Below are 19,373 nucleotides of genomic sequence, written 5' to 3'. Positions count from 1 at the left end.
AAATCTAGAATTAACGTTGACGTGTTTGTCTTGTTTTGTTCAGTTTTCAAGGTTCAAATGTTCGTTGCTTTTCTTGAAGCAACTTTTATATTATATCGCGTCTCTCGCTCTGCGTCAAGGGTTTTTATTATTTATTTTTCGCGTTTCTTTCAAATAAGTAACTTCCCTTTCGGACAACAAATATTATTATATACAGGATCCAAGGAGATTGCAAGACTTATTTCAAAAACTTTTATCCGTTAGAAATCTATTCTTTTAATACGAAGTTTTCCCTTTTTCTCCTCCTAGGTTATCGGCGATTTGAAAAGGTTCAGCCCGCTAGCAGACCAGCAGCGGGCCATTCCTCACGACAGGACTTCTGCTATATGTACGTCCTGTTGCTTAGACAAATCGAGGAGTTCTTCTGACCCTTCCAATTTGATGATCGGTCTAGTCGGTGAGTGGGACTGGGTGAATACCACCTTCCCTTGATGACCGGAAGTCAGTCGTACTCCTGTCCCTGTACTCAGTCCGCTGATCAAGTCGAGGAGACCCGTGACGACCTGCGGAGGGAATTGACCAAAGTGGTCCTTTCTTATAATATCTAGCACTTTGAAGATCGGTTGTTTGGTTTTATAGAGTCGATCCGAGCTCATGGCGTGGAAGATATCTGCAATCCCGATGATCTGGGCATACAGATGAACGCGGTCTCCTTTTTCCCTCGAAGGATAACCGGTCCCGTCATACCGCTCATGATGCTGGAGGATGGCGAGCTTGGTTTCGCTTTTTAAAAGAGGAGAGTCTTTGATCAGTTTATAACTATGGACAGGATGCATCTTCACTTCACTGAATTCTCTTTCTGTCAGTGGACGTTCCTTTTTAAGAATGATCGAACTGATTTTTGCCATTCCACAGTTTGATAGGGCTGCCCCCAACCCAAGCTGGGTGCTCTGGGTGTCGTCTATCCCCAGCTTCTTTCCGATCAGCGTGCTGAGGAGGGCTGTGGCCATGGCATGATAATAGAAGTAATCCGGCTTGGATTGCACCTGTATCACCGTGTGTATCAAAGTAGGGGATTCCTGGACCTCTGCCAATACAGAGAGGAGGATTTCTCGTATTTTAGCAATATCGACTGCCATACCGGATTGCCACTTCACAAATTCCTTCTTATAATCCTCTACTGACTGCATGTACCGCGTGAGGAAAGGGCTGGATTCCACCTTCTGCTCAACTCTTTCACCTTGCTGGGTAGGAGGAGATGCCTTCAGTAGATCCCCTGCACTCTCCACGGTTAATTCTTGGATATTGAATGCGCGCAATGCTCTTATGTGCTGGTCGGTCAAGACCGTGCCTTTCATGATCAGTGGAACAGAGGTCATTCCCATTATATCTTCTGACACCAGATGTCCAACTCTTGCATCCTGACGTTTAATTTTCACGGCTCTGACTCCCTCGGGACTATTTTTAGTTTATTTTACCAATAAAAAGGGCCGAGCGGGGGACTTTGTCGCTTCTTTCTACGAAAAAATGCCCCCGCTTGGCGGAGGCATTTTCATTCTTGCTAGTTATTCTTCTGAATCGTCACCCGGTTGTTCCTGTGGGTCCAGGTCATCTGCCGTTTCGACCGGCGGGGTGGTTTCTTCGTCTTCCTTCTCCACCTTAGCCACCGTAGATACAAATTCACCATCTTGGAGACGGATCAGTTTGACCCCTTGGGTGTTACGACCGGTGGTAGAGATATCATTGACGTCCATACGGATCATGACACCTTGAGCCGTGATGAGCATGAGGTCTTCTTCACCCGTTACAGCTTTGACGGCAACGAGTTCCCCGTTCCGCTCTGTCACGTTCAATGTTTTCAATCCTTTACCGCCACGCGTCTGGATGCGGTACTCGCTTGCAGGTGTACGTTTGCCGTACCCATTGACGGTAACAACGAGCACATCATTGGTTTCTTCAAGGATTTCCATACCGACGACGTGATCATCGTCGCTCAGGTTGATTCCTTTGACACCGGTGGCCGTCCTTCCCATGGACCGGACATCGGTCTCTGGGAACCGGATAAGGAGACCATTCTTCGTACCGATGATCATATCCTTGTCCCCATCGGTCAATCTGACAGAAATCAGTTCATCCTGTTCCCTGAGATTGATGGCGATAAGACCGTTCGTACGGATATTGGCGAAGTCCGAAACCGGCGTACGCTTAGAAATACCCTGCTTCGTCGTGAAGAACAGATACCAATCATCGACAAACTCTTCGATACGGATCATGGCATTGATCCACTCATCCTTCTCGATACCGAGGAGATTGATGATCGGCAGGCCTTTAGCCGTACGGCTGAACTCAGGAATCTCATATCCTTTCGCCTTGTAGGCCTTTCCTTTATTCGTGAAGAACAGGATCGTATCGTGGGTGGAAGTAGTCAAGAGGTTCTCAACGAAGTCCTCCCCGTTCGTACCCATCCCTTGAATACCGCGTCCTCCACGCTTCTGGCTGCGGTATGTCGAAACCGGAAGGCGCTTGATGTATCCGTTATGAGTAAGGGATACCACGATATTTTCACGAGGGATCAAATCTTCATCTTCGATATTTTCGATTCCGCCGGCTACGATTTCAGAACGGCGGCTGTCGTTGAAGCGTTCTTTGATCTCAAGCAGCTCTTCACGGATGATTTCGAGTACTTTCTCATCATCTGCAAGGATTGCTTTCAACTCGTTGATGAGTTTGACAAGCTCTTGGTACTCATCTTCGATCTTCTCTCTTTCCAGGCCAGTCAAACGTTGTAGACGCATGTCCAGGATCGCTTGAGCTTGTTTATCGGATAGAGAGAAGTTTTCCATGAGTCCTTCTTTGGCGATGTCAGTGGTTTGTGACCGACGGATCAACGCAATGATCTCATCAATGTGATCCAGGGCGATACGCAAACCTTCGAGGATGTGGGCACGGGCTTCCGCTTTCCGAAGCTCGAATTCCGTCCTGCGTCGGATCACGATACGCTGGTGATCAAGATAATGCACGAGACACTGCTTAAGGTTCAAGACCTTAGGCTGTCCGCCTACAAGAGCAAGGAGGTTGATTCCGAAACTCGTTTGCAGGGCCGTTTGTTTATATAGATTGTTAAGAAGAACGTTGGCATTGGCATCCTTACGAACTTCTATGACAATCCTCATCCCATTACGGTCGGATTCATCGCGAAGATCGGTGATTCCTTCAATCCGCTTATCACGCACAAGTTCGGCAATCTTTTCAATAAGACGTGCCTTGTTGACCTGATAAGGGATTTCGTGGACGATGATCGTCTCTTTCCCGTTGCTTTTCTCTTCGATTTCCACACGGGCCCTCATGGTAACGGAGCCTTTACCCGTTTCGTATGCACGGCGGATACCGCTTCGACCGACAATCAGTCCTGCGGTAGGGAAGTCAGGTCCGTGAACATATTCCATGAGCTCAGGGATTGTGATTTCCCCATCCCGGCTGACAGCAAGGATCGCATCGATCACTTCCCCGAGATTATGGGGAGGGATATTGGTGGCCATCCCGACGGCAATCCCCGAGGAACCATTCACAAGCAGGTTAGGGAAACGGGCAGGAAGCACTTCCGGCTCACGCTCGGTACCATCATAGTTGTCTTTATAATCAATCGTGTCCTTATTGATGTCACGGATCAGTTCCATGGAGATCTTGGACATACGGGCTTCTGTGTAACGCATGGCCGCAGCAGCGTCACCGTCCACCGAACCGAAGTTCCCGTGTCCATCCACGAGCATATAGCGATAGTTGAAATCCTGTGCCATACGCACCATCGTATCGTAAACAGCCGAGTCACCATGCGGATGATACTTACCGATGACTTCCCCGACGATACGGGCCGATTTCTTATAGGCTTTATCCGCGGTCATACCAAGGTCGTTCATCGCATAGAGGATCCTGCGGTGAACAGGCTTCAGGCCGTCACGGACATCAGGTAGGGCACGGGAGACGATAACGCTCATGGCATAATCCAGGAACGATGAGCGCATCTCATTACTAATATTAATCTCTTGAACATTAGACTGTGGTGTTTCTGCCATAGTTAAAGGGACCTCCTTTTGAAGAAAGATGGATTCTTTCTCATTTTTTCTTGTCCACTATGTAAAAGACAGGATAGAGTTTCAGTCTATCCTGATCATTTTAGGGAATTTTCGTTTAGGGTAAACGGGCTTTGAGGCTCGAGGTCGTAAGCCAAGCCGGCCATAAAGGCACGGAACGCCTTTCCGTCCGGCCCGTCTTATGCTTGTCGCCCCAGGCGAAGCCCGTCCGCTTTTCTTTTTGTCCAGCTCCCGGGCTTTGGGGCTCGAGGTCATAAGCCGTGCCGGCCATAAAGGCACGGAACGCCTTTTCGTCCGGCCCGTCTTATGCTTGTCGCCCCAGGCGAAGCCCGTCCGCTTTTCTTTAGATATCCAGGTTTTTGACGTAGGCGGCGTTTTCTTCGATGAAGTTCCGGCGCGGTTCTACTTTGTCGCCCATGAGGATCTCGAACGTTTCGTCTGCCTCGATGGCGTCCTGAAGGCTGACTTGGAGAAGCGTACGTGACTCCGGATCCATGGTTGTTTCCCAAAGCTGTTCCGGATTCATCTCTCCAAGACCTTTGTAACGCTGGATGCCCGGTTTCGGTGTCGGGGAGATTTCCCCGAGGATCCTGTCGAGTTCTTTATCGTTGTAGGCGTACTGGATCCTCTTGCCCTGCTGGACCTTATACAATGGCGGCTGTGCGATGTAGATGTAACCCGCCTCGATGATCTGCCTCATGTAACGATAGAAGAATGTCAGAAGCAGCGTCCGGATATGGGCACCGTCGACATCGGCATCCGTCATGATGACGACTTTATGATAGCGCGCCTTCGATAGATCGAAATCTTCTCCGATTCCTGTTCCAAGCGCTGTGATGATGGCGCGGATTTCATTGTTGGAGAGGATTTTATCCAGGCGTGCTTTTTCCACGTTGATGATCTTACCACGCAGTGGAAGGATGGCTTGGAAGTGACGGTCACGACCCTGTTTCGCGGATCCACCGGCGGAGTCACCCTCAACCACGTAGATTTCGCTGATACCAGGGTCCTTGGACGAACAGTCTGCCAGTTTACCAGGCAGGCTTGAAACTTCCAGTGCGCTCTTACGGCGTGTGAGTTCACGGGCTTTTTTGGCAGCCATACGGGCACGTGCCGCCATGAGTCCTTTTTCCACGACCTTACGCGCGACGACCGGGTTCTCCAGGAGGAAGGTTTCAAGATGCTCGGAGAATAGCGTATCCGTGATTTGACGGGCTTCGGAGTTTCCGAGTTTCGTCTTGGTCTGACCTTCGAACTGTGGATCCGGGTGCTTGATGGAGATGATCGCAGTGAGTCCTTCACGTACGTCTTCCCCTGAAAGGTTGGCATCACTGTCCTTGAAGACGCTGTTCTTCCTGGCGTAATCGTTGATGACCCGCGTCAGTGCCGTCTTGAAGCCTGATTCGTGGGTACCACCTTCATGGGTATGGATGTTATTCGCAAACGAGTAAATGTTGCTGGCGAATCCATCATTGTATTGAATGGCGATTTCAACGGTGATGTCATCCCGCTCACCTTCAATGAAGATCGGCTCTTCGTGGATGACTTCCTTCGTCCTGTTCAAGTGCTCCACATAGGATTTGATTCCACCTTCGTAGTGGAAATCCTTACGGCGTGGCTCTTCTCCGCGCTTATCTTCAATGCTGATCTGGATCCCCTTGTTCAGGAAGGCAAGCTCCCTGATCCGGTTAGCGAGGGTATCATAATCATACTCCGTCGTTTCCGTGAAGATCTCGGGATCCGGTGTGAAGTGGATGATCGTCCCGGTCTTATCCGTATCGCCGATCACCTTCAAATCGAAGCTCGGGACACCCTTTTCGAATTTCTGATAGTGGATGTGTCCTTCCCGGTGCACATAGATTTCAAGCTCGGTGGACAAGGCATTCACGACGGATGCCCCTACACCGTGAAGTCCGCCGGACACTTTGTATCCGCCGCCGCCGAATTTACCTCCGGCGTGAAGGACCGTCATGATGACTTCGACTGCGGGACGTCCCATTTTTTCGTGGATTCCGACCGGGATACCGCGTCCGTTATCTTTGACGGTAATGCTGTTGTCTTTCTCGATGATGACCTCGATGTGATCACAGTATCCTGCGAGTGCTTCATCAATACTGTTATCGACGATTTCCCACACGAGATGGTGCAAGCCTCGACCGCTTGTGGAACCGATATACATACCCGGTCTCTTTCTGACGGCCTCTAACCCTTCTAAAACCTGTATCTGATTTTCATCATAGGATTGACCTTGCTGTTGGTCCATAGCCATACTGATTCACCTACACTTTCTAACCTTCAGGGCTTTTGAATTCTATAGTAAGTTCTCATAACTTGAGTACTTCTTGGAGCGCTTCTTCAACGTGCTTGAAGCCAGCGGGGATAAATAGAGCTGATTGAACGTGATGACGAGAGATTTATATGAACCCTTTGCAAGATTGCAAAGGTCTTTATCTTTTTGTTTAAGCAGACGCTGTATTTCCTCTGAAAATTGAACGGTGTCACGATCGATAATGGCAATGATTTCATCCGTACGCACCATGACATCTTCTCCTACATGAATGTACAAGGTAACACCTCATTTCAATCTTTTCATCGTACCGGCTTCCACGTGGAACGTGGTTGCTTCATTCAGGGTCTGATGGTCGATCCCATCGACGTTCGTCGTGGTGACGAAGGTCTGAACCTTCCCTTGTATGGTATTGAGCAAGTGGGACTGTCTGTAATCATCAAGTTCGGACAAAACGTCATCGAGAAGCAGGATCGGGTACTCCTTGATCTCCGAATGGATCAATTCAATTTCTGCAAGCTTCACCGACAGAGCCGTCGTCCGCTGTTGTCCCTGTGAACCGAACGTCTGGACGTCACGGTCATTCACGATAAATTGAAGATCGTCCCTGTGAGGTCCCACCAGGGTCACCCCGCGGTCGATTTCACGTTCCCGGATCTGATCGAATTTCCGTTCATATATCTCTACCATTTTCGACCATTCTTGATCATCTGATACCTCTAAAGACGGTTTATATAGGATTTCGAGGGTTTCGAGGTTTCTCGATATGCCTGAATGAATCGGTTTGGCCCAACTTTCGAGCATACGAACAAACTCAAACCGCTTCTTCGTGATCTTCACAGCCATTTCGATGAACTGCTCAGTCAACACATCAAGCATCGTCTGATCCTTCTGCTTCCTTGTCTGTAGTTGTTTCAGATAATGATTCCGCTGCTGTAAAATCTTTTGGTAAAGACTGATATCATGCAAATAAACAGGCGAAACCTGGCCTATTTCCATATCGATGAAACGGCGTCTCACCTGAGGACTCCCTTTTACGAGATGGAGGTCTTCAGGGGCAAACATAACCACATTCATATTTCCGACGTACTGGCTCAGCTTCTGCTGCTCCAGATGGTTACATTTTGCCTTTTTGCCTTTTTTCGATAGCACAAGCTCTAAAGGTATCGGCCCATTATGTTTTTGTATCCTACCTTTTATTTTAGCATATTCCTCATCCCAACGGATTAAATCTTTGTCATTTGATGTCCGGTGGGACTTGGCCATGGCCAAAACGTAGATGGACTCCATGATATTCGTTTTTCCCTGGGCATTTTCCCCAAGGATGACGTTCACCTTATTCTCGAACGTCACATCGATGGACTCGTAATTCCGGTAATTTTTCAGCTCTAATTGTTCAATGTACATGGACACGACATCCTTTATTATTCTCCGGTAACAACAAACGTCCCCACTTCAGGGATTTCAACGGTATCTCCCACCGCCAGTTTCCTGCCCCTTCGTTGATCCTGTTCACCATTCACATATACTTCATACTCACTCAGGAACCATTTCGCCATGCCGCCCGATTGGATGACTTCGGCAAGCTTGAGAAATTGTCCTAGCGTGATGATTTCCGTCTCGATCTTGATTGGTTGTGCCACTTCGAATCACTACTTTCCGTGTAAAGTCTCTAATAGTTTATTTTACTCTAAACCGGGACAAGTCACAACTAGCTGGAAACAATGGGAGCTGGAGGGTCCGGACGAAAAAAGGCGGTGACCGTTTTAAAAAGGGAAAAAGCCAACGCCTATAAAAGGCATTGGCTTTTCAATCAGTACGTACGGACCGGCAGGATCAACTGCAGGATGGAATCATCATGAAGCGGGCGAAGGACGAATGGTCTCATCGCTCCTGTGAAATTCACATGGATTTCCGTTCCTTCGATGGCTTTCAGGGCGTCCATCATATATTTGGCACTGAAGGAAATCTTGAGCTCTTCTCCCTCGATGGATTGACTTTGAACCTGCTCGATGACCTTCCCGATCTCAGGCGTGTTGGAAGAGATCTCGATCATGCCACCTTCAAGTGTCGAAAGCTTGACCACATTATTCCTTCCTTCCCTTGCAAGGAGTGAGGCACGGTCGATGGCCTGTAAGAACTCTTTCGTATTGAGGGTGATTCCGGTTTTCGTATCCGTCGGGATCAGGCGCGTCGTATCAGGATAGTTACCCTCAAGCAGCCTTGAGAAGAACAATAGATGCTTCGCCTTGAACAGGACCTGATTCTCGGTGATGACGATTTCGACAGGCTCATCCGTATCATCAAGGATCTTATTCAGTTCATTGAGGCTCTTACCAGGAATGACGATATTGTATGCTGCATCGTGATTCGTTTCGATCGGCGCTTTCCTCATGGCGAGCCTGTGGCTATCTGTTGCAATACAGCTCAATGAACCGTCGGCAACCTGACAGTTTACACCTGTCAAGATCGGGCGTGTTTCTGAGGTGGACACTGCGAACACGGTCTGACGGATCATCGTCTTCAGAAGGTCTGTCGATACTTTGATTCCGTTCCCTTCTTCGATCTGAGGAAGATGCGGATATTCTTCTGGATCAAGACCGTTCAGATTGAACTCGGCCTGACCGGAGCGGATGACCGTTTGGAAATGATTTAACACTTCCATCTCCACTGTATCCCTTGGAAGCTTCTTGACGATTTCACTGAAGAACTTCGCTTGAAGGACAATTCCCCCAGGCTGCATGATTTCGACAATCTCTTTTCCTTCTTCTTCATTCGGGATGAACGATTCGATCGAAATATCGGAGTCGCTTCCAGTCAGCGTAACACCGTCTTCTGTCGCAATGATCTTGATTCCTGTCAAAATCGGAATCGTTGTTCTTGATGTCACGGCTTTCATGACATCTTGGACGCTTTGCACGAGTTTATCCCTCTGGATAACAAATTTCATGATCAATTTCCTCCCACTTGCACATAATTTTTTAGGACGCACATATAATAATATTTTATTTAAAAAGTAGTAATAATAGTAATAGGGCCTGTTGATATGTGGATAAGTATGTGAATCGAACGGAAACACAGCCTATCCACATGTGGACAGACTGTGTGCTATCTGGTTTGGGTTATTCACATGGCCCACTTGAGCTGTGGGTGAAAAAATCAGCTTTTCAGCGTTTCACGGATATCTTTCAGCTGTTGTTGAAGCAGAGCATCGGCCCCGAGAAGCGTACTGATCTTCTCATGGGCGTGGATGACGGTCGTGTGATCCCGTCCGCCGAACTCTTCCCCGATCTTCGGCAAAGAAGAATCGGTCATTTCACGGGACAGGTACATGGCAATCTGTCGTGGGAACGCAATGGACTTCGTACGCTTCTTCGCTTTGAAATCCTCGAGCTTCACATTGAAATGCTCCCCGACGACACGCTGGATCTCCTGGATGGTGATCACGCGGGGCTTTGAGCTCGGGATGATATCTTTCAACGCCTCAGCAGCAAGATCCGCATTGATATCTTTATTGATGAGAGATGAATACGCCACGACACGAATCAGGGCTCCTTCAAGCTCACGGATATTGGAATCGATCTGATTGGCAATGTACAGCATCGCTTCATTCGGGATATCGAGGCCTTCCGCTTTCGCTTTTTTACGAAGGATCGCAATCCTGGTCTCAAGGTCAGGAGGCGTGATATCCGTGATCAGCCCCCATTCGAATCGGGAACGGAGCCTGTCTTCAAGCGTCGGGATCTCTTTAGGAGGCCGGTCGCTGGAGATGACGATCTGTTTGCTTTCCTCATGGAGCGTGTTGAATGTATGGAAGAACTCTTCCTGCGTTTGTTCTTTTCCCGCCAGGAACTGAATATCATCAATGAGAAGCACGTCGACATTTCGATATTTATTGCGGAAATCGACGGCCTTATTGTCCCGGATGGAATTGATGAACTCATTCGTGAATTTCTCGGAAGATAAGTAAACAACCTTCGCAGAAGGGTTATGTTCGAGTACATAGTGACCGATAGCGTGCATCAAGTGGGTTTTTCCCAGTCCCACGCCCCCATAGATAAAGAGCGGATTGTACGCTTTTGCCGGTGCTTCTGCTACTGCGAGTGAAGCGGCATGGGCAAAGCGGTTGCCTGATCCGATGACAAATGTGTCGAATGTGTATTTCGCATTGAGCATGTTCTGGTTGAGATCCTGATGCTCATCATCCTTCGAAGCCTTCTTTGGCGGAAGCGGTATATCGAATTCCTCGGGTTCTTGATTCTGAGGAATGATGAACTTGATCAGCAGCTCTTCGCCGGTAATGTCATATAGAACGCCTGAAATGAGCTGCGAGTAGCGTCCTTCAAGCCAATCGCGGGCAAATTCATTCGGTGCAGTGATAACAAGTGTATCGCCCTGGATCGAATGAGCTTTGGTCGATTTGAGCCATGTATCAAAACTGGGCTTGCTGATCTTCTTTTCGATGTTTTCTAAGGCTTTTGCCCATAAATCCCCGATATTCTCCAACCCTGATCCCTCCTTTTCTCTCTTTGTATAACCTCTGTACAACATGTATAAGTGCTAAATCGCTAGTGTTCATAAAAATACAACGCTTTGAATGTGGAGAAAATATATTATAAGGAAGAAACTCGGTTTTTCGACATTATCCACCACTTGTGGACAACGTTTTACAAAGCCTCTGAATAAGTTACCCACAAACTATCCACAAATTGTGGATAAACATATTTGGTCATTCACGTTATTAAGAGTGAAAACACAATAATCATATCAAAATATCCTAAGCGGTGCAATGCTTTAAAAATTTTATCCACAACCCCTTTCCCTTGTGGAATAAATTTGTCCACAGGCAAAGAATATGTGAAAAAGTTGTCAGTATGTGTTGTGGATAATTTATAAGGGTGTCGAAATCTATCCACAGAGACGTTTTAGGGGAATCGTGGATGATGTTTGTAGAAGGAAAAAAAGATCTTCCATTCTGGAGGAGGTAGAAGTTTTTTCATTACATGCCGCCTGCAGAAGATGAATGTTTGGGCAGGAGGATCTCATCGGGACTCGCGAGAAGATTTTTTCGGGGAAAATCGATGCCACATTTCCCCACTATAAAATAATATGAGAACGGTGTTGACTTTTGATGGGGGGCATCTTTATAATGGTGAAGAATGTCTTTAACTTATAAAGATATCCTTCAGGGAGGTGTCATAGATGAAAAGAACGTTTCAACCAAATAAGCGTAAAAGAAGTAAAGTACACGGTTTCCGCGCACGTATGAGTTCTAAAAACGGCCGTAATGTTTTAGCTCGTCGTCGTAGCAAAGGAAGAAAAGTATTATCTGCTTAGACCACTGAACTGACTCAGTGGTCTTTTTTTCTCTATCCATGTGATTGAAAGGCCATGTAGTTGGGCAAGATTGAGCAGGGAAAACCATTTAGAAAATTAGGTGTGATTCATGCGCAAAGAACAACGAGTGAAAAAGAATGAAGAGTTTCAGGACATCTTCAAAAAAGGAACGTCATTTGCCAATCGGCAGTTCGTTTTGTATTTTTTGAAAAAGGATGAGCCTCAGCCATTCCGGATCGGGATCTCGGTGAGTAAGAAAATCGGCAATGCCGTATGCCGGAATCGGATCAAACGGTATGTGCGCCAGTCGTTCCTTGAATTGAGGGAAGAAGTGAAAGATCAGTACGATTATTTAATCATCGCCAGGAAACCGGCGGCCGACATGAACTTCCATGAGGTGAAAAGCAGCCTCACGCACGTTCTTAATAGAGGGAAAGTATTGAAGCGGGGTTCTTATGGCAAAAATGTTCGTAAAAAGTCATAAACTATTTGCGGGATGCACAGGATTGCTCAGCACAAACCTGTGAAAAGATGTTACAATACGAAAGATTCTATCTTTTGTCATAATAGGATGTAACCGCATCCTTTATCACACTTGATTACTTATTAGTTGGGAGGAAATAGAGGGTGAAAAAGAGAATAATAGCCCTGATGTCAATTGTTGGGCTAATGGCTATTCTATCTGGTTGTACAGAATATAATAAGCCGATCAACTCAGATAGTACCGGTTTTTGGAACGAGTACATTGTTTATCCTTTGTCACAATTAATTACATTCTTCGGAGAGAAATTGGACGGGTTCGGATCTTATGGTCTGGCCATCATCATCGTCACATTGATCATCCGTTTAGCGATTCTACCATTAATGATCAAGCAAACGAAAAATTCTAAAGCCATGCAGGCACTGCAGCCGGAAATGAAAAAGCTGCGTGAGAAATACAGCTCCAAAGATGCACAAACACAGCAAAAACTTCAACAGGAAACGATGGCGTTGTTCCAGTCACATGGCGTCAATCCACTAGCAGGATGTTTCCCGCTGATCGTTCAGATGCCGATCCTTATCGGTTTCTATCACGCAATCAGTCGTACAGCAGCCATCAAGGAACACAATTTCCTATGGTTCGACCTTGGAAGCCCGGATCCGATCTATGCGCTTCCGTTGATTGCCGGTTTGACAACCTTCATCCAGCAGAAGCTGATGATGGCAGGAACAGCAGATCAAAACCCGCAAATGGCCATGATGCTTTATATCATGCCGGTCATGATCATCATCTTCGCCATCAACTTCCCTGCGGCCCTTTCCCTATACTGGGTTGTAGGTAACCTATTCATGATTGCTCAAACGTATTTCATCAAAGGTCCTGATATTAAAGAAGTCAAAGCGGCCAAGGCCACTGCCCAATCAGGGGGCAAGAAGAAGTGAGAGAAGTGAATGTGACAGGTCCAACGGTGGAAGAAGCCATTGAATCAGCCTTGTCTCAACTGAACATCACAAAGGACCGTGCCGAAATCACGGTCATCGATCCCGGAAAGAAAGCTTTTTTCGGTCTTTTCGGAGGAAAACCTGCCGTCGTGGCAGTGAAGGAAACAATCGATCCCGTGGAAGAAGCGAAGAACTTCCTGATAGCTGTCGCCAAAGAAATGGGCGTGGAAGCGTCGATTGAAGAGAAGCGCAGCGGGAGAGAAGTGGAATTCAATATTTCCGGTGAGAAAATGGCCCTTCTGATCGGCAAAAGGGGACAAACCCTGAACGCCCTTCAGCATCTTGCCCAGCTAGTGGCGAATCGCTCGTCTGACCAATTCGTCACCATCCTGCTCGATGCTGAGAATTACAGGGCCCGCCGCAGGGAAACCTTATCGAATCTTGCGAAGCGCCTTGCCGACAAGGCTCTCCGTATCAATCGTCCCGTTTCCCTCGAGGCCATGCCATCCTACGAGCGCAAGGTGATCCATGCTGCCCTCGTGAACCAGACCGATGTGGAAACCCACTCGGAAGGCCGTGAACCGAATCGATATATTGTGATTTCACCGAAATAAAGAACAAAATGACCCTGTTGGGACGCACTCGTTGGAGTGGGTGTCCCGGTGGGGTCGTTTTTTTAATTGGATGGCGGGTGGTGGTGCGAGTGGGGAGTGTTGGAGTTGGTGATGGACGTGGGGTGGGGTTGACCATAAAAGTTGGAAGTTGGAAATAAACAGTGAAAGTTGATCGGAAAGGCTGAAAGTTGAAAATAAATCCGGAAAGTTGGTAGTAGAAACGGGTGAAAAGGTGAGAGTTGGTAGAAAAAAGCCGAAAGTTGATAGAAAAACTCGAAAAGTTGATAGTAAAATTGAAAAAGTCGGTAATAAAATCTTGGCTCTTCCGAAAAAAGTAGCCGAATGGGACGAAATCTCCCTTTTTTTAACCTGTTCAATGGTGCAAACCCCTAAAAATCGTCTCCGCTACATCCCGTTTCAACCCTTTCGACAAATTTCGTCACCACCCCTTCCCATCAAAAAACCCCCAATCAGACAAAAAGCCGCCCGGATCAAAAACCCGCGCGGCATTACAACCCTATCATTCACTCTTTTCTTTCCATTCATCTGCAAGAATTCCGTAAATCACATGATCCACGTACCTGTCATAAAGCCATTCTGCCTGGCGGATTGTCCCTTCTTTGATATAGCCGAGTCGTTCCGGGATTCCCCGGCTTTTTTGATTCCCGACGGCCGCGCGGATTTCGACTTTGTCGAGTGCATAATGTTCAAAAGCGTAGGTCGTCAACGTACTGACCACCCGGGTCATGATCCCTTTCCCCTGGTTGCCTTCGCCGAGCCAGTATCCGATATAGGCGGTTTTATTGGACCAGTTGATGTTATTGAATCCGGCCGTGCCGACCACTTCACCTTGATAGAGGATGGCAGCGGATAGACTGCTGCGGTTGGCATATCCCTTCATTGTTCCGGCAATGAACTCTTCTGTATCGCTCACCTTGGTGGTGAAGTCCAGCCATGGCAGCCACTCTTTCAAGTGGGAGCGGGATTTGTCGGTCAGCTCAAAAAGCGCCTGGGCATCCTGGGGTTCAAGTAGTTTCAATGATAGATCGTGATCGATTTTGTAGGTGAACATGATGTATTGCTCCTTTCCTGGTTGGCTATAGTATCGGTTCGGCCGCAGGGATATTTTAGTTTCTTTAAAAATGTATATTTGTAAGGCGATATCCGAGGGGTTACCCATGCCTATATTTTACCAAACCACAACAGAAGGGGCCCGATGTTTTTGCGTCTGCCCTCTGGATAAGTGACAATCCTGCCAATTTCACCTGCCGTTTATTGTTATTCACATGTGGATAAGTTAAAATGAGAGGGATGAAAGAATGGGGCTGTGGATAATTTGACGTATCTGCCAGTTTTCCGTTCTTTAGGTTTAAATCGGTTTGTGCTATTCTAATAATTTGGGGAAACACTGCTTAATGATAGAGGCTGCTAGAACAAGACAGCCATTTTTTTATAGATGTAAGAAGAGAAGAAAGAGAGGTGACTCATATGGAATTCGATACGATTGCGGCGATTTCCACTCCGATGGGGGAAGGGGCGATCGCCATTGTCCGTCTGAGCGGAGATGACGCTTTTGCGATCGGGGACCAGGTGTTCAGGGGCAAGAAAGGCAAGCCGCTGACGGAACTGGACTCCCATACGATCCATTACGGTCATATCGTGGATCCCGCGACAGAGCAGGTGGTGGAAGAGGTCATGGTGTCCGTGCTGAAGGGACCGAAAACCTTCACGCGTGAGAACGTCCTTGAAATCAACTGTCACGGAGGTCTTGTATCGGTCAATAAAGTGCTTCAGCTTGTGTTGAAGCACGGTGCGAGATTGGCTGAGCCGGGAGAGTTCACAAAGCGTGCTTTCCTGAACGGACGGATCGACCTGTCCCAGGCGGAGGCCGTCATGGATTTGATCAGGGCGAAGACGGACCGGGCCATGAATGTGGCGTTGAATCAGATGGAAGGTCGCCTATCCAAGCTGATCCAGAAGCTACGCCAGGAAATCCTCGAGACCCTCGCCCATGTGGAAGTGAATATCGACTATCCCGAGTATGATGACGTGGAGGAGATGACCCACAGCGTGCTCCTAGAAAAATCGAGCTATGTCAGGGATGAGATCGAGAAGCTCATCAAGACGTCCGAGCAGGGCAAAATCCTCCGTGAAGGGCTGTCCACGGTCATCATCGGCCGCCCGAACGTCGGGAAGAGTTCTTTATTGAATAGCCTCGTCCACGAAAATAAGGCGATCGTGACGGATATTCCCGGAACGACGCGTGATGTGATCGAGGAGTATGTGAACGTCAGGGGTGTACCGCTCCGCCTCGTCGATACGGCAGGTATCCGGGAGACGGAGGATATCGTCGAACGGATCGGCGTCGAGCGTTCACGACAGGTATTGAAGGAAGCAGATCTCATTCTCCTTGTCCTCAATCATGCGGACGACCTCACATTCGAAGACGAGCAATTATTTGAAGCCGTCAAGGGAATGGATGTCATTGTCATCGTGAACAAGACGGATCTTCCGAGGAAGATCGACCTGGAGAAAGTGGAAGCACTTGCTGCCAACCACAAGCTTGTGACGACGGCCCTGATCGAGGAAGAAGGCGTGGATGAGCTTGAGGAAGCCATTTCATCCCTCTTCTTTGATGGGTCCATCGAGGCGGGGGATATGACGTATGTCTCCAACAGCCGTCACATCGCCCTGCTTCATCAGGCGTCGACAAGCATCAACGAAGCGATTCAAAATGTAGAAATGGGCATACCGATCGACATTGCCCAGATCGATCTGACAAGAACGTGGGAGCTTCTCGGTGAAATCATCGGGGAAAGTGTCCACGACAGCTTGATCGATCAGTTGTTCTCACAATTCTGCCTAGGGAAATAAATTTGTATATAGGATCATGTGATCCTTTAAGGAGGATAAATCACCATGCAATATGACGCAGGACAGTATGATGTCATTGTCATTGGTGCTGGACACGCCGGAGTGGAAGCTGGACTTGCTTCCGCCCGCATGGGGGCGAAAACGCTGATGGTCACCATCAACCTTGATATGATCGCCTTCATGCCATGTAACCCATCTGTCGGCGGACCGGCAAAAGGGATTGTCGTAAGGGAAATTGATGCCCTCGGCGGCGAAATGGGGCGCAACATCGATAAGACCCACATCCAGATGAGGATGCTCAATACAGGTAAAGGTCCGGCCGTACGCGCGCTGCGTGCCCAGGCCGATAAATTCACATATCAAAACGAAATGAAGAAAACGATCGAGAATGAACCGAACATCACCCTCATGCAGGGCATGGTGGAAGAGCTCATCGTGGAAGACGGTGAGTGTAAAGGTGTCGTTACGATGACCGGTGCCGCCTATCGGGCAAAGACGGTCGTCATCACGACCGGGACCTTCCTTCGCGGAGAAATCATCCTCGGCGAATTGAAATATTCCAGTGGTCCGAACAATCAGCAGCCATCGATCCGTCTGGCGGACCATCTGCGAGAACTCGGGTTCGATACGGTGCGATTCAAGACCGGAACACCACCACGGGTGAACGGTTCGACCATCGATTACTCCAAAACGGAAATCCAGCCAGGCGATGATGTACCAAGGGCGTTCAGCTATGAAACCACGAAGTACATCACGGATCAGCTTCCGTGCTGGCTGACTTACACGAATGAAACGACGCATCAGCTCATCGATGATAACCTTCATCGCTCGCCGATGTATTCCGGCATGATCAAAGGCACTGGCCCTCGCTACTGCCCGTCCATCGAGGATAAGGTCGTCCGTTTCAACGATAAACCGCGCCATCAGATCTTCCTTGAGCCTGAAGGCCGCAATACCCAGGAAGTATACGTTCAAGGTCTTTCCACAAGCCTGCCGGAAGATGTGCAGCAGAAGATCCTTTCGACGATCCCTGGTCTTGAAAACGTCCAAATGATGCGTCCGGGCTATGCCATCGAATATGATTCCATCGTACCGACCCAGCTATGGCCTACCCTTGAGACGAAGAAAATCCGGAATCTTTATACAGCAGGTCAAATCAACGGAACATCCGGTTACGAAGAAGCAGCCGGACAAGGACTGATGGCAGGAATCAATGCCGCATGCCGCTCGCTTGATAAAGAGGAAGTCATCCTCGGCCGTTCCGATGCGTATATCGGTGTGCTGATCGATGATCTTGTTACAAAAGGTACGAACGAACCGTATCGTCTCTTGACCTCGAGGGCAGAATACCGTCTCCTTCTCCGTCATGACAACGCCGACCTTCGCCTGACTGATATCGGTCACAGAATCGGACTGATCTCAGACGAGCGCTATGGCCGTTTCACAGCGAAAAAAGAACTGATCGAAGCGGAAAAAGAGCGCCTGAAGTCTACCCGCATCAAACCGACGGAAGAGACACAGTCCGTGATCCGTGAAGCAGGCGGAAGTGAACTGAAGGACGGGATCCTTGCAGTGGATCTTCTGAAACGTCCGGAGATGAACTATTCTCATATGAAATCCCTTGTTCCGAATGAATTGGAGCTTGATCCAGAAGTGGAAGAACAGGTGGAGATCCAGGTGAAATACGAAGGATACATCGAAAAATCCCTTCAGCAGGTCGACAAGATGAAGAAAATGGAGAACAAGCGGATCCCTGAAAACATCGATTATTCGAAGATCAGCGGTCTGGCATCCGAAGCGAGACAGAAGCTGATTGAAGTACAGCCGCTGTCACTTGCCCAGGCATCCCGTATTTCCGGAGTCAATCCTGCGGACGTTTCCATCCTTCTCGTATACATCGAACAGGGGAAAATTGCAAAAGTATCAGGTGATCAATAAAGGATGGGTTGCGCATGAATATCAATGAATTTCAAGCCGGTCTCGAGGAGAAGGGGATTTCCCTTTCCTCTGAGCAGCTGGCACAATTCGAGAAATACCACGAGCTATTGGTCGAGTGGAATGAAAAGATGAATCTGACGGCAATCACGGATAAAGAAGAGGTGTACCTCAAGCACTTCTATGATTCCATCTCTGCTGCTTTTTACGTTGATTTCAATTCCATCACTTCCCTCTGTGATGTCGGTGCAGGGGCCGGGTTCCCAAGCATTCCGATCAAAATCTGTTTCCCGCATCTGCATGTATCCATCGTGGATTCACTGAACAAACGCATCACGTTCCTGAATCATCTATCAGATCAGCTGGGACTTGAGAACACACACTTCCATCACGACCGTGCAGAAACCTTCGGTAAGAATAAGGATCATCGTGAAGCATACGACATGGTCACGGCACGTGCCGTTGCCAGAATGTCCGTACTCAGCGAGCTCTGCCTGCCCCTTGTCAAAAAGGGCGGCTATTTCGTTGCCATGAAGGCTGCCAGTGTGAACGATGAGATGGATAAAGCCAAGAAAGCCATCACGACCCTCGGCGGGAAGACGGAGCAGGTCGATTCCTTCCTCCTTCCTGAAGAGAACAGTGAGCGCACGATCGTTCAGATCAAGAAAGTGAAAGATACACCGAATAAGTATCCCAGGAAGCCTGGTACACCGAATAAATTACCATTAGAATAGAAAACTGACGTAGTACTACGGAAAATGTCATGGGAATAAGGCAGGAACTTGTCATTTCTTAGAGAATAGTATTAAAGGGAGTTTCTTAAAGGTGGTGTAG

At 48.1% G+C, this 19,373-nt stretch carries 16 protein-coding genes; 7 read left to right on the top strand and 9 right to left on the bottom strand.

The window, feature by feature from the left end; all coding sequences use genetic code 11:
• Window positions 1-344 precede the first annotated feature (344 nt).
• From AF331_RS20985 to dnaA, 8 genes are all read right to left on the bottom strand, one after another.
• A complete protein-coding gene (locus AF331_RS20985; RefSeq protein WP_053429912.1) occupies window positions 345-1,418 on the bottom strand; it encodes an HD-GYP domain-containing protein in 1,074 nt (357 codons plus the stop codon).
• Window positions 1,419-1,544: 126 nt separating this feature from the next.
• The gene (gyrA, locus tag AF331_RS20980) at window positions 1,545-4,052 is read right to left on the bottom strand and encodes a DNA gyrase subunit A (RefSeq protein ID WP_053429911.1); all 2,508 of its coding nucleotides are present in this window, start codon (window positions 4,050-4,052) and stop codon (window positions 1,545-1,547) included.
• A gap of 361 nt (window positions 4,053-4,413) precedes the next feature.
• Entirely contained in the window at window positions 4,414-6,333 is a 1,920-nt protein-coding gene (gyrB, locus tag AF331_RS20975; RefSeq protein WP_053429937.1) for a DNA topoisomerase (ATP-hydrolyzing) subunit B, read from the bottom strand.
• Between the two features lie 48 nt (window positions 6,334-6,381).
• Complete coding sequence (remB, locus tag AF331_RS20970; RefSeq protein ID WP_048004565.1) at window positions 6,382-6,636, bottom strand: extracellular matrix regulator RemB; 255 nt, start codon at window positions 6,634-6,636, stop codon at window positions 6,382-6,384.
• A gap of 9 nt (window positions 6,637-6,645) precedes the next feature.
• Entirely contained in the window at window positions 6,646-7,764 is a 1,119-nt protein-coding gene (gene recF, locus AF331_RS20965; RefSeq protein ID WP_048004566.1) for a DNA replication/repair protein RecF, read from the bottom strand.
• Window positions 7,765-7,781: 17 nt separating this feature from the next.
• Window positions 7,782-8,000, bottom strand: a complete 219-nt coding sequence (yaaA, locus tag AF331_RS20960) for a S4 domain-containing protein YaaA (protein ID WP_048004567.1) — start codon at window positions 7,998-8,000, stop codon at window positions 7,782-7,784.
• Between the two features lie 170 nt (window positions 8,001-8,170).
• Complete coding sequence (gene dnaN / locus AF331_RS20955; protein WP_053429910.1) at window positions 8,171-9,307, bottom strand: DNA polymerase III subunit beta; 1,137 nt, start codon at window positions 9,305-9,307, stop codon at window positions 8,171-8,173.
• A 209-nt stretch (window positions 9,308-9,516) separates the two neighbouring features.
• Window positions 9,517-10,863 carry a chromosomal replication initiator protein DnaA gene (gene dnaA / locus AF331_RS20950; RefSeq protein ID WP_048015821.1) on the bottom strand — a complete coding sequence of 449 codons (1,347 nt, stop codon included), beginning with the start codon at window positions 10,861-10,863 and terminating at the stop codon, window positions 9,517-9,519.
• Between the two features lie 696 nt (window positions 10,864-11,559).
• Between dnaA and rpmH the strand changes: the two genes are divergently transcribed.
• The 4 genes from rpmH to jag all read left to right on the top strand — a co-directional run bounded on the left by rpmH (window position 11,560) and on the right by jag (window position 13,730).
• Complete coding sequence (gene rpmH, locus AF331_RS22075) at window positions 11,560-11,694, top strand: 50S ribosomal protein L34 (RefSeq protein ID WP_079513904.1); 135 nt, start codon at window positions 11,560-11,562, stop codon at window positions 11,692-11,694.
• A gap of 109 nt (window positions 11,695-11,803) precedes the next feature.
• Window positions 11,804-12,178, top strand: a complete 375-nt coding sequence (rnpA, locus tag AF331_RS20945; RefSeq protein WP_053429909.1) for a ribonuclease P protein component — start codon at window positions 11,804-11,806, stop codon at window positions 12,176-12,178.
• A 143-nt stretch (window positions 12,179-12,321) separates the two neighbouring features.
• On the top strand, window positions 12,322-13,116 hold the full coding sequence (spoIIIJ, locus tag AF331_RS20940) for a YidC family membrane integrase SpoIIIJ (protein ID WP_053429908.1): 795 nt from the start codon (window positions 12,322-12,324) through the stop codon (window positions 13,114-13,116).
• A complete protein-coding gene (gene jag, locus AF331_RS20935) occupies window positions 13,113-13,730 on the top strand; it encodes an RNA-binding cell elongation regulator Jag/EloR (protein WP_053429907.1) in 618 nt (205 codons plus the stop codon). The genes spoIIIJ and jag overlap by 4 nt, the downstream gene beginning before the upstream one ends.
• Before the next feature lie 520 nt (window positions 13,731-14,250).
• Here jag and AF331_RS20930 read toward each other — a convergent pair.
• Window positions 14,251-14,802, bottom strand: coding sequence for a GNAT family N-acetyltransferase (locus AF331_RS20930; RefSeq protein ID WP_053429906.1), 552 nt, complete (start codon window positions 14,800-14,802; stop codon window positions 14,251-14,253).
• Between the two features lie 416 nt (window positions 14,803-15,218).
• Between AF331_RS20930 and mnmE the strand changes: the two genes are divergently transcribed.
• Genes mnmE through rsmG form a run of 3 tightly spaced genes read left to right on the top strand, consistent with a single transcriptional unit; the run spans window position 15,219 to window position 19,273 of the window.
• Window positions 15,219-16,604: a tRNA uridine-5-carboxymethylaminomethyl(34) synthesis GTPase MnmE gene (gene mnmE / locus AF331_RS20925; RefSeq protein WP_053429905.1), complete on the top strand. Its 1,386-nt coding sequence runs from the start codon at window positions 15,219-15,221 to the stop codon at window positions 16,602-16,604.
• A 45-nt stretch (window positions 16,605-16,649) separates the two neighbouring features.
• The gene (gene mnmG / locus AF331_RS20920; protein WP_053429904.1) at window positions 16,650-18,542 is read left to right on the top strand and encodes a tRNA uridine-5-carboxymethylaminomethyl(34) synthesis enzyme MnmG; all 1,893 of its coding nucleotides are present in this window, start codon (window positions 16,650-16,652) and stop codon (window positions 18,540-18,542) included.
• Between the two features lie 14 nt (window positions 18,543-18,556).
• Entirely contained in the window at window positions 18,557-19,273 is a 717-nt protein-coding gene (gene rsmG, locus AF331_RS20915) for a 16S rRNA (guanine(527)-N(7))-methyltransferase RsmG (protein WP_053429903.1), read from the top strand.
• Window positions 19,274-19,373 lie beyond the last annotated feature (100 nt).

Origin of the sequence: Rossellomorea marisflavi (assembly GCF_001274775.1) — a bacterium.
GTDB classification, from domain to species: Bacteria; Bacillota; Bacilli; order Bacillales; family Bacillaceae_B; genus Rossellomorea; species Rossellomorea marisflavi.
Note: the sequence above shows the minus strand (reverse complement) of the source record. Positions and strands in the feature narration are given on the sequence as shown.

What these genes read in the sequence shown, in the direction of transcription:
- gyrA (WP_053429911.1), bottom strand. Translation starts at nt 4,052, where the DNA reads ATGGCAGAAACACCACAGTCTAATGTTCAAGAGATTAATATTAGTAAT.
- recF (WP_048004566.1), bottom strand. Translation starts at nt 7,764, where the DNA reads ATGTACATTGAACAATTAGAGCTGAAAAATTACCGGAATTACGAGTCC.
- rnpA (WP_053429909.1), top strand. Translation starts at nt 11,804, where the DNA reads ATGCGCAAAGAACAACGAGTGAAAAAGAATGAAGAGTTTCAGGACATC.
- rpmH (WP_079513904.1), top strand. Translation starts at nt 11,560, where the DNA reads ATGAAAAGAACGTTTCAACCAAATAAGCGTAAAAGAAGTAAAGTACAC.
- rsmG (WP_053429903.1), top strand. Translation starts at nt 18,557, where the DNA reads ATGAATATCAATGAATTTCAAGCCGGTCTCGAGGAGAAGGGGATTTCC.
- gyrB (WP_053429937.1), bottom strand. Translation starts at nt 6,333, where the DNA reads ATGGACCAACAGCAAGGTCAATCCTATGATGAAAATCAGATACAGGTT.
- mnmE (WP_053429905.1), top strand. Translation starts at nt 15,219, where the DNA reads ATGGAATTCGATACGATTGCGGCGATTTCCACTCCGATGGGGGAAGGG.
- mnmG (WP_053429904.1), top strand. Translation starts at nt 16,650, where the DNA reads ATGCAATATGACGCAGGACAGTATGATGTCATTGTCATTGGTGCTGGA.
- AF331_RS20930 (WP_053429906.1), bottom strand. Translation starts at nt 14,802, where the DNA reads ATGTTCACCTACAAAATCGATCACGATCTATCATTGAAACTACTTGAA.
- dnaN (WP_053429910.1), bottom strand. Translation starts at nt 9,307, where the DNA reads ATGAAATTTGTTATCCAGAGGGATAAACTCGTGCAAAGCGTCCAAGAT.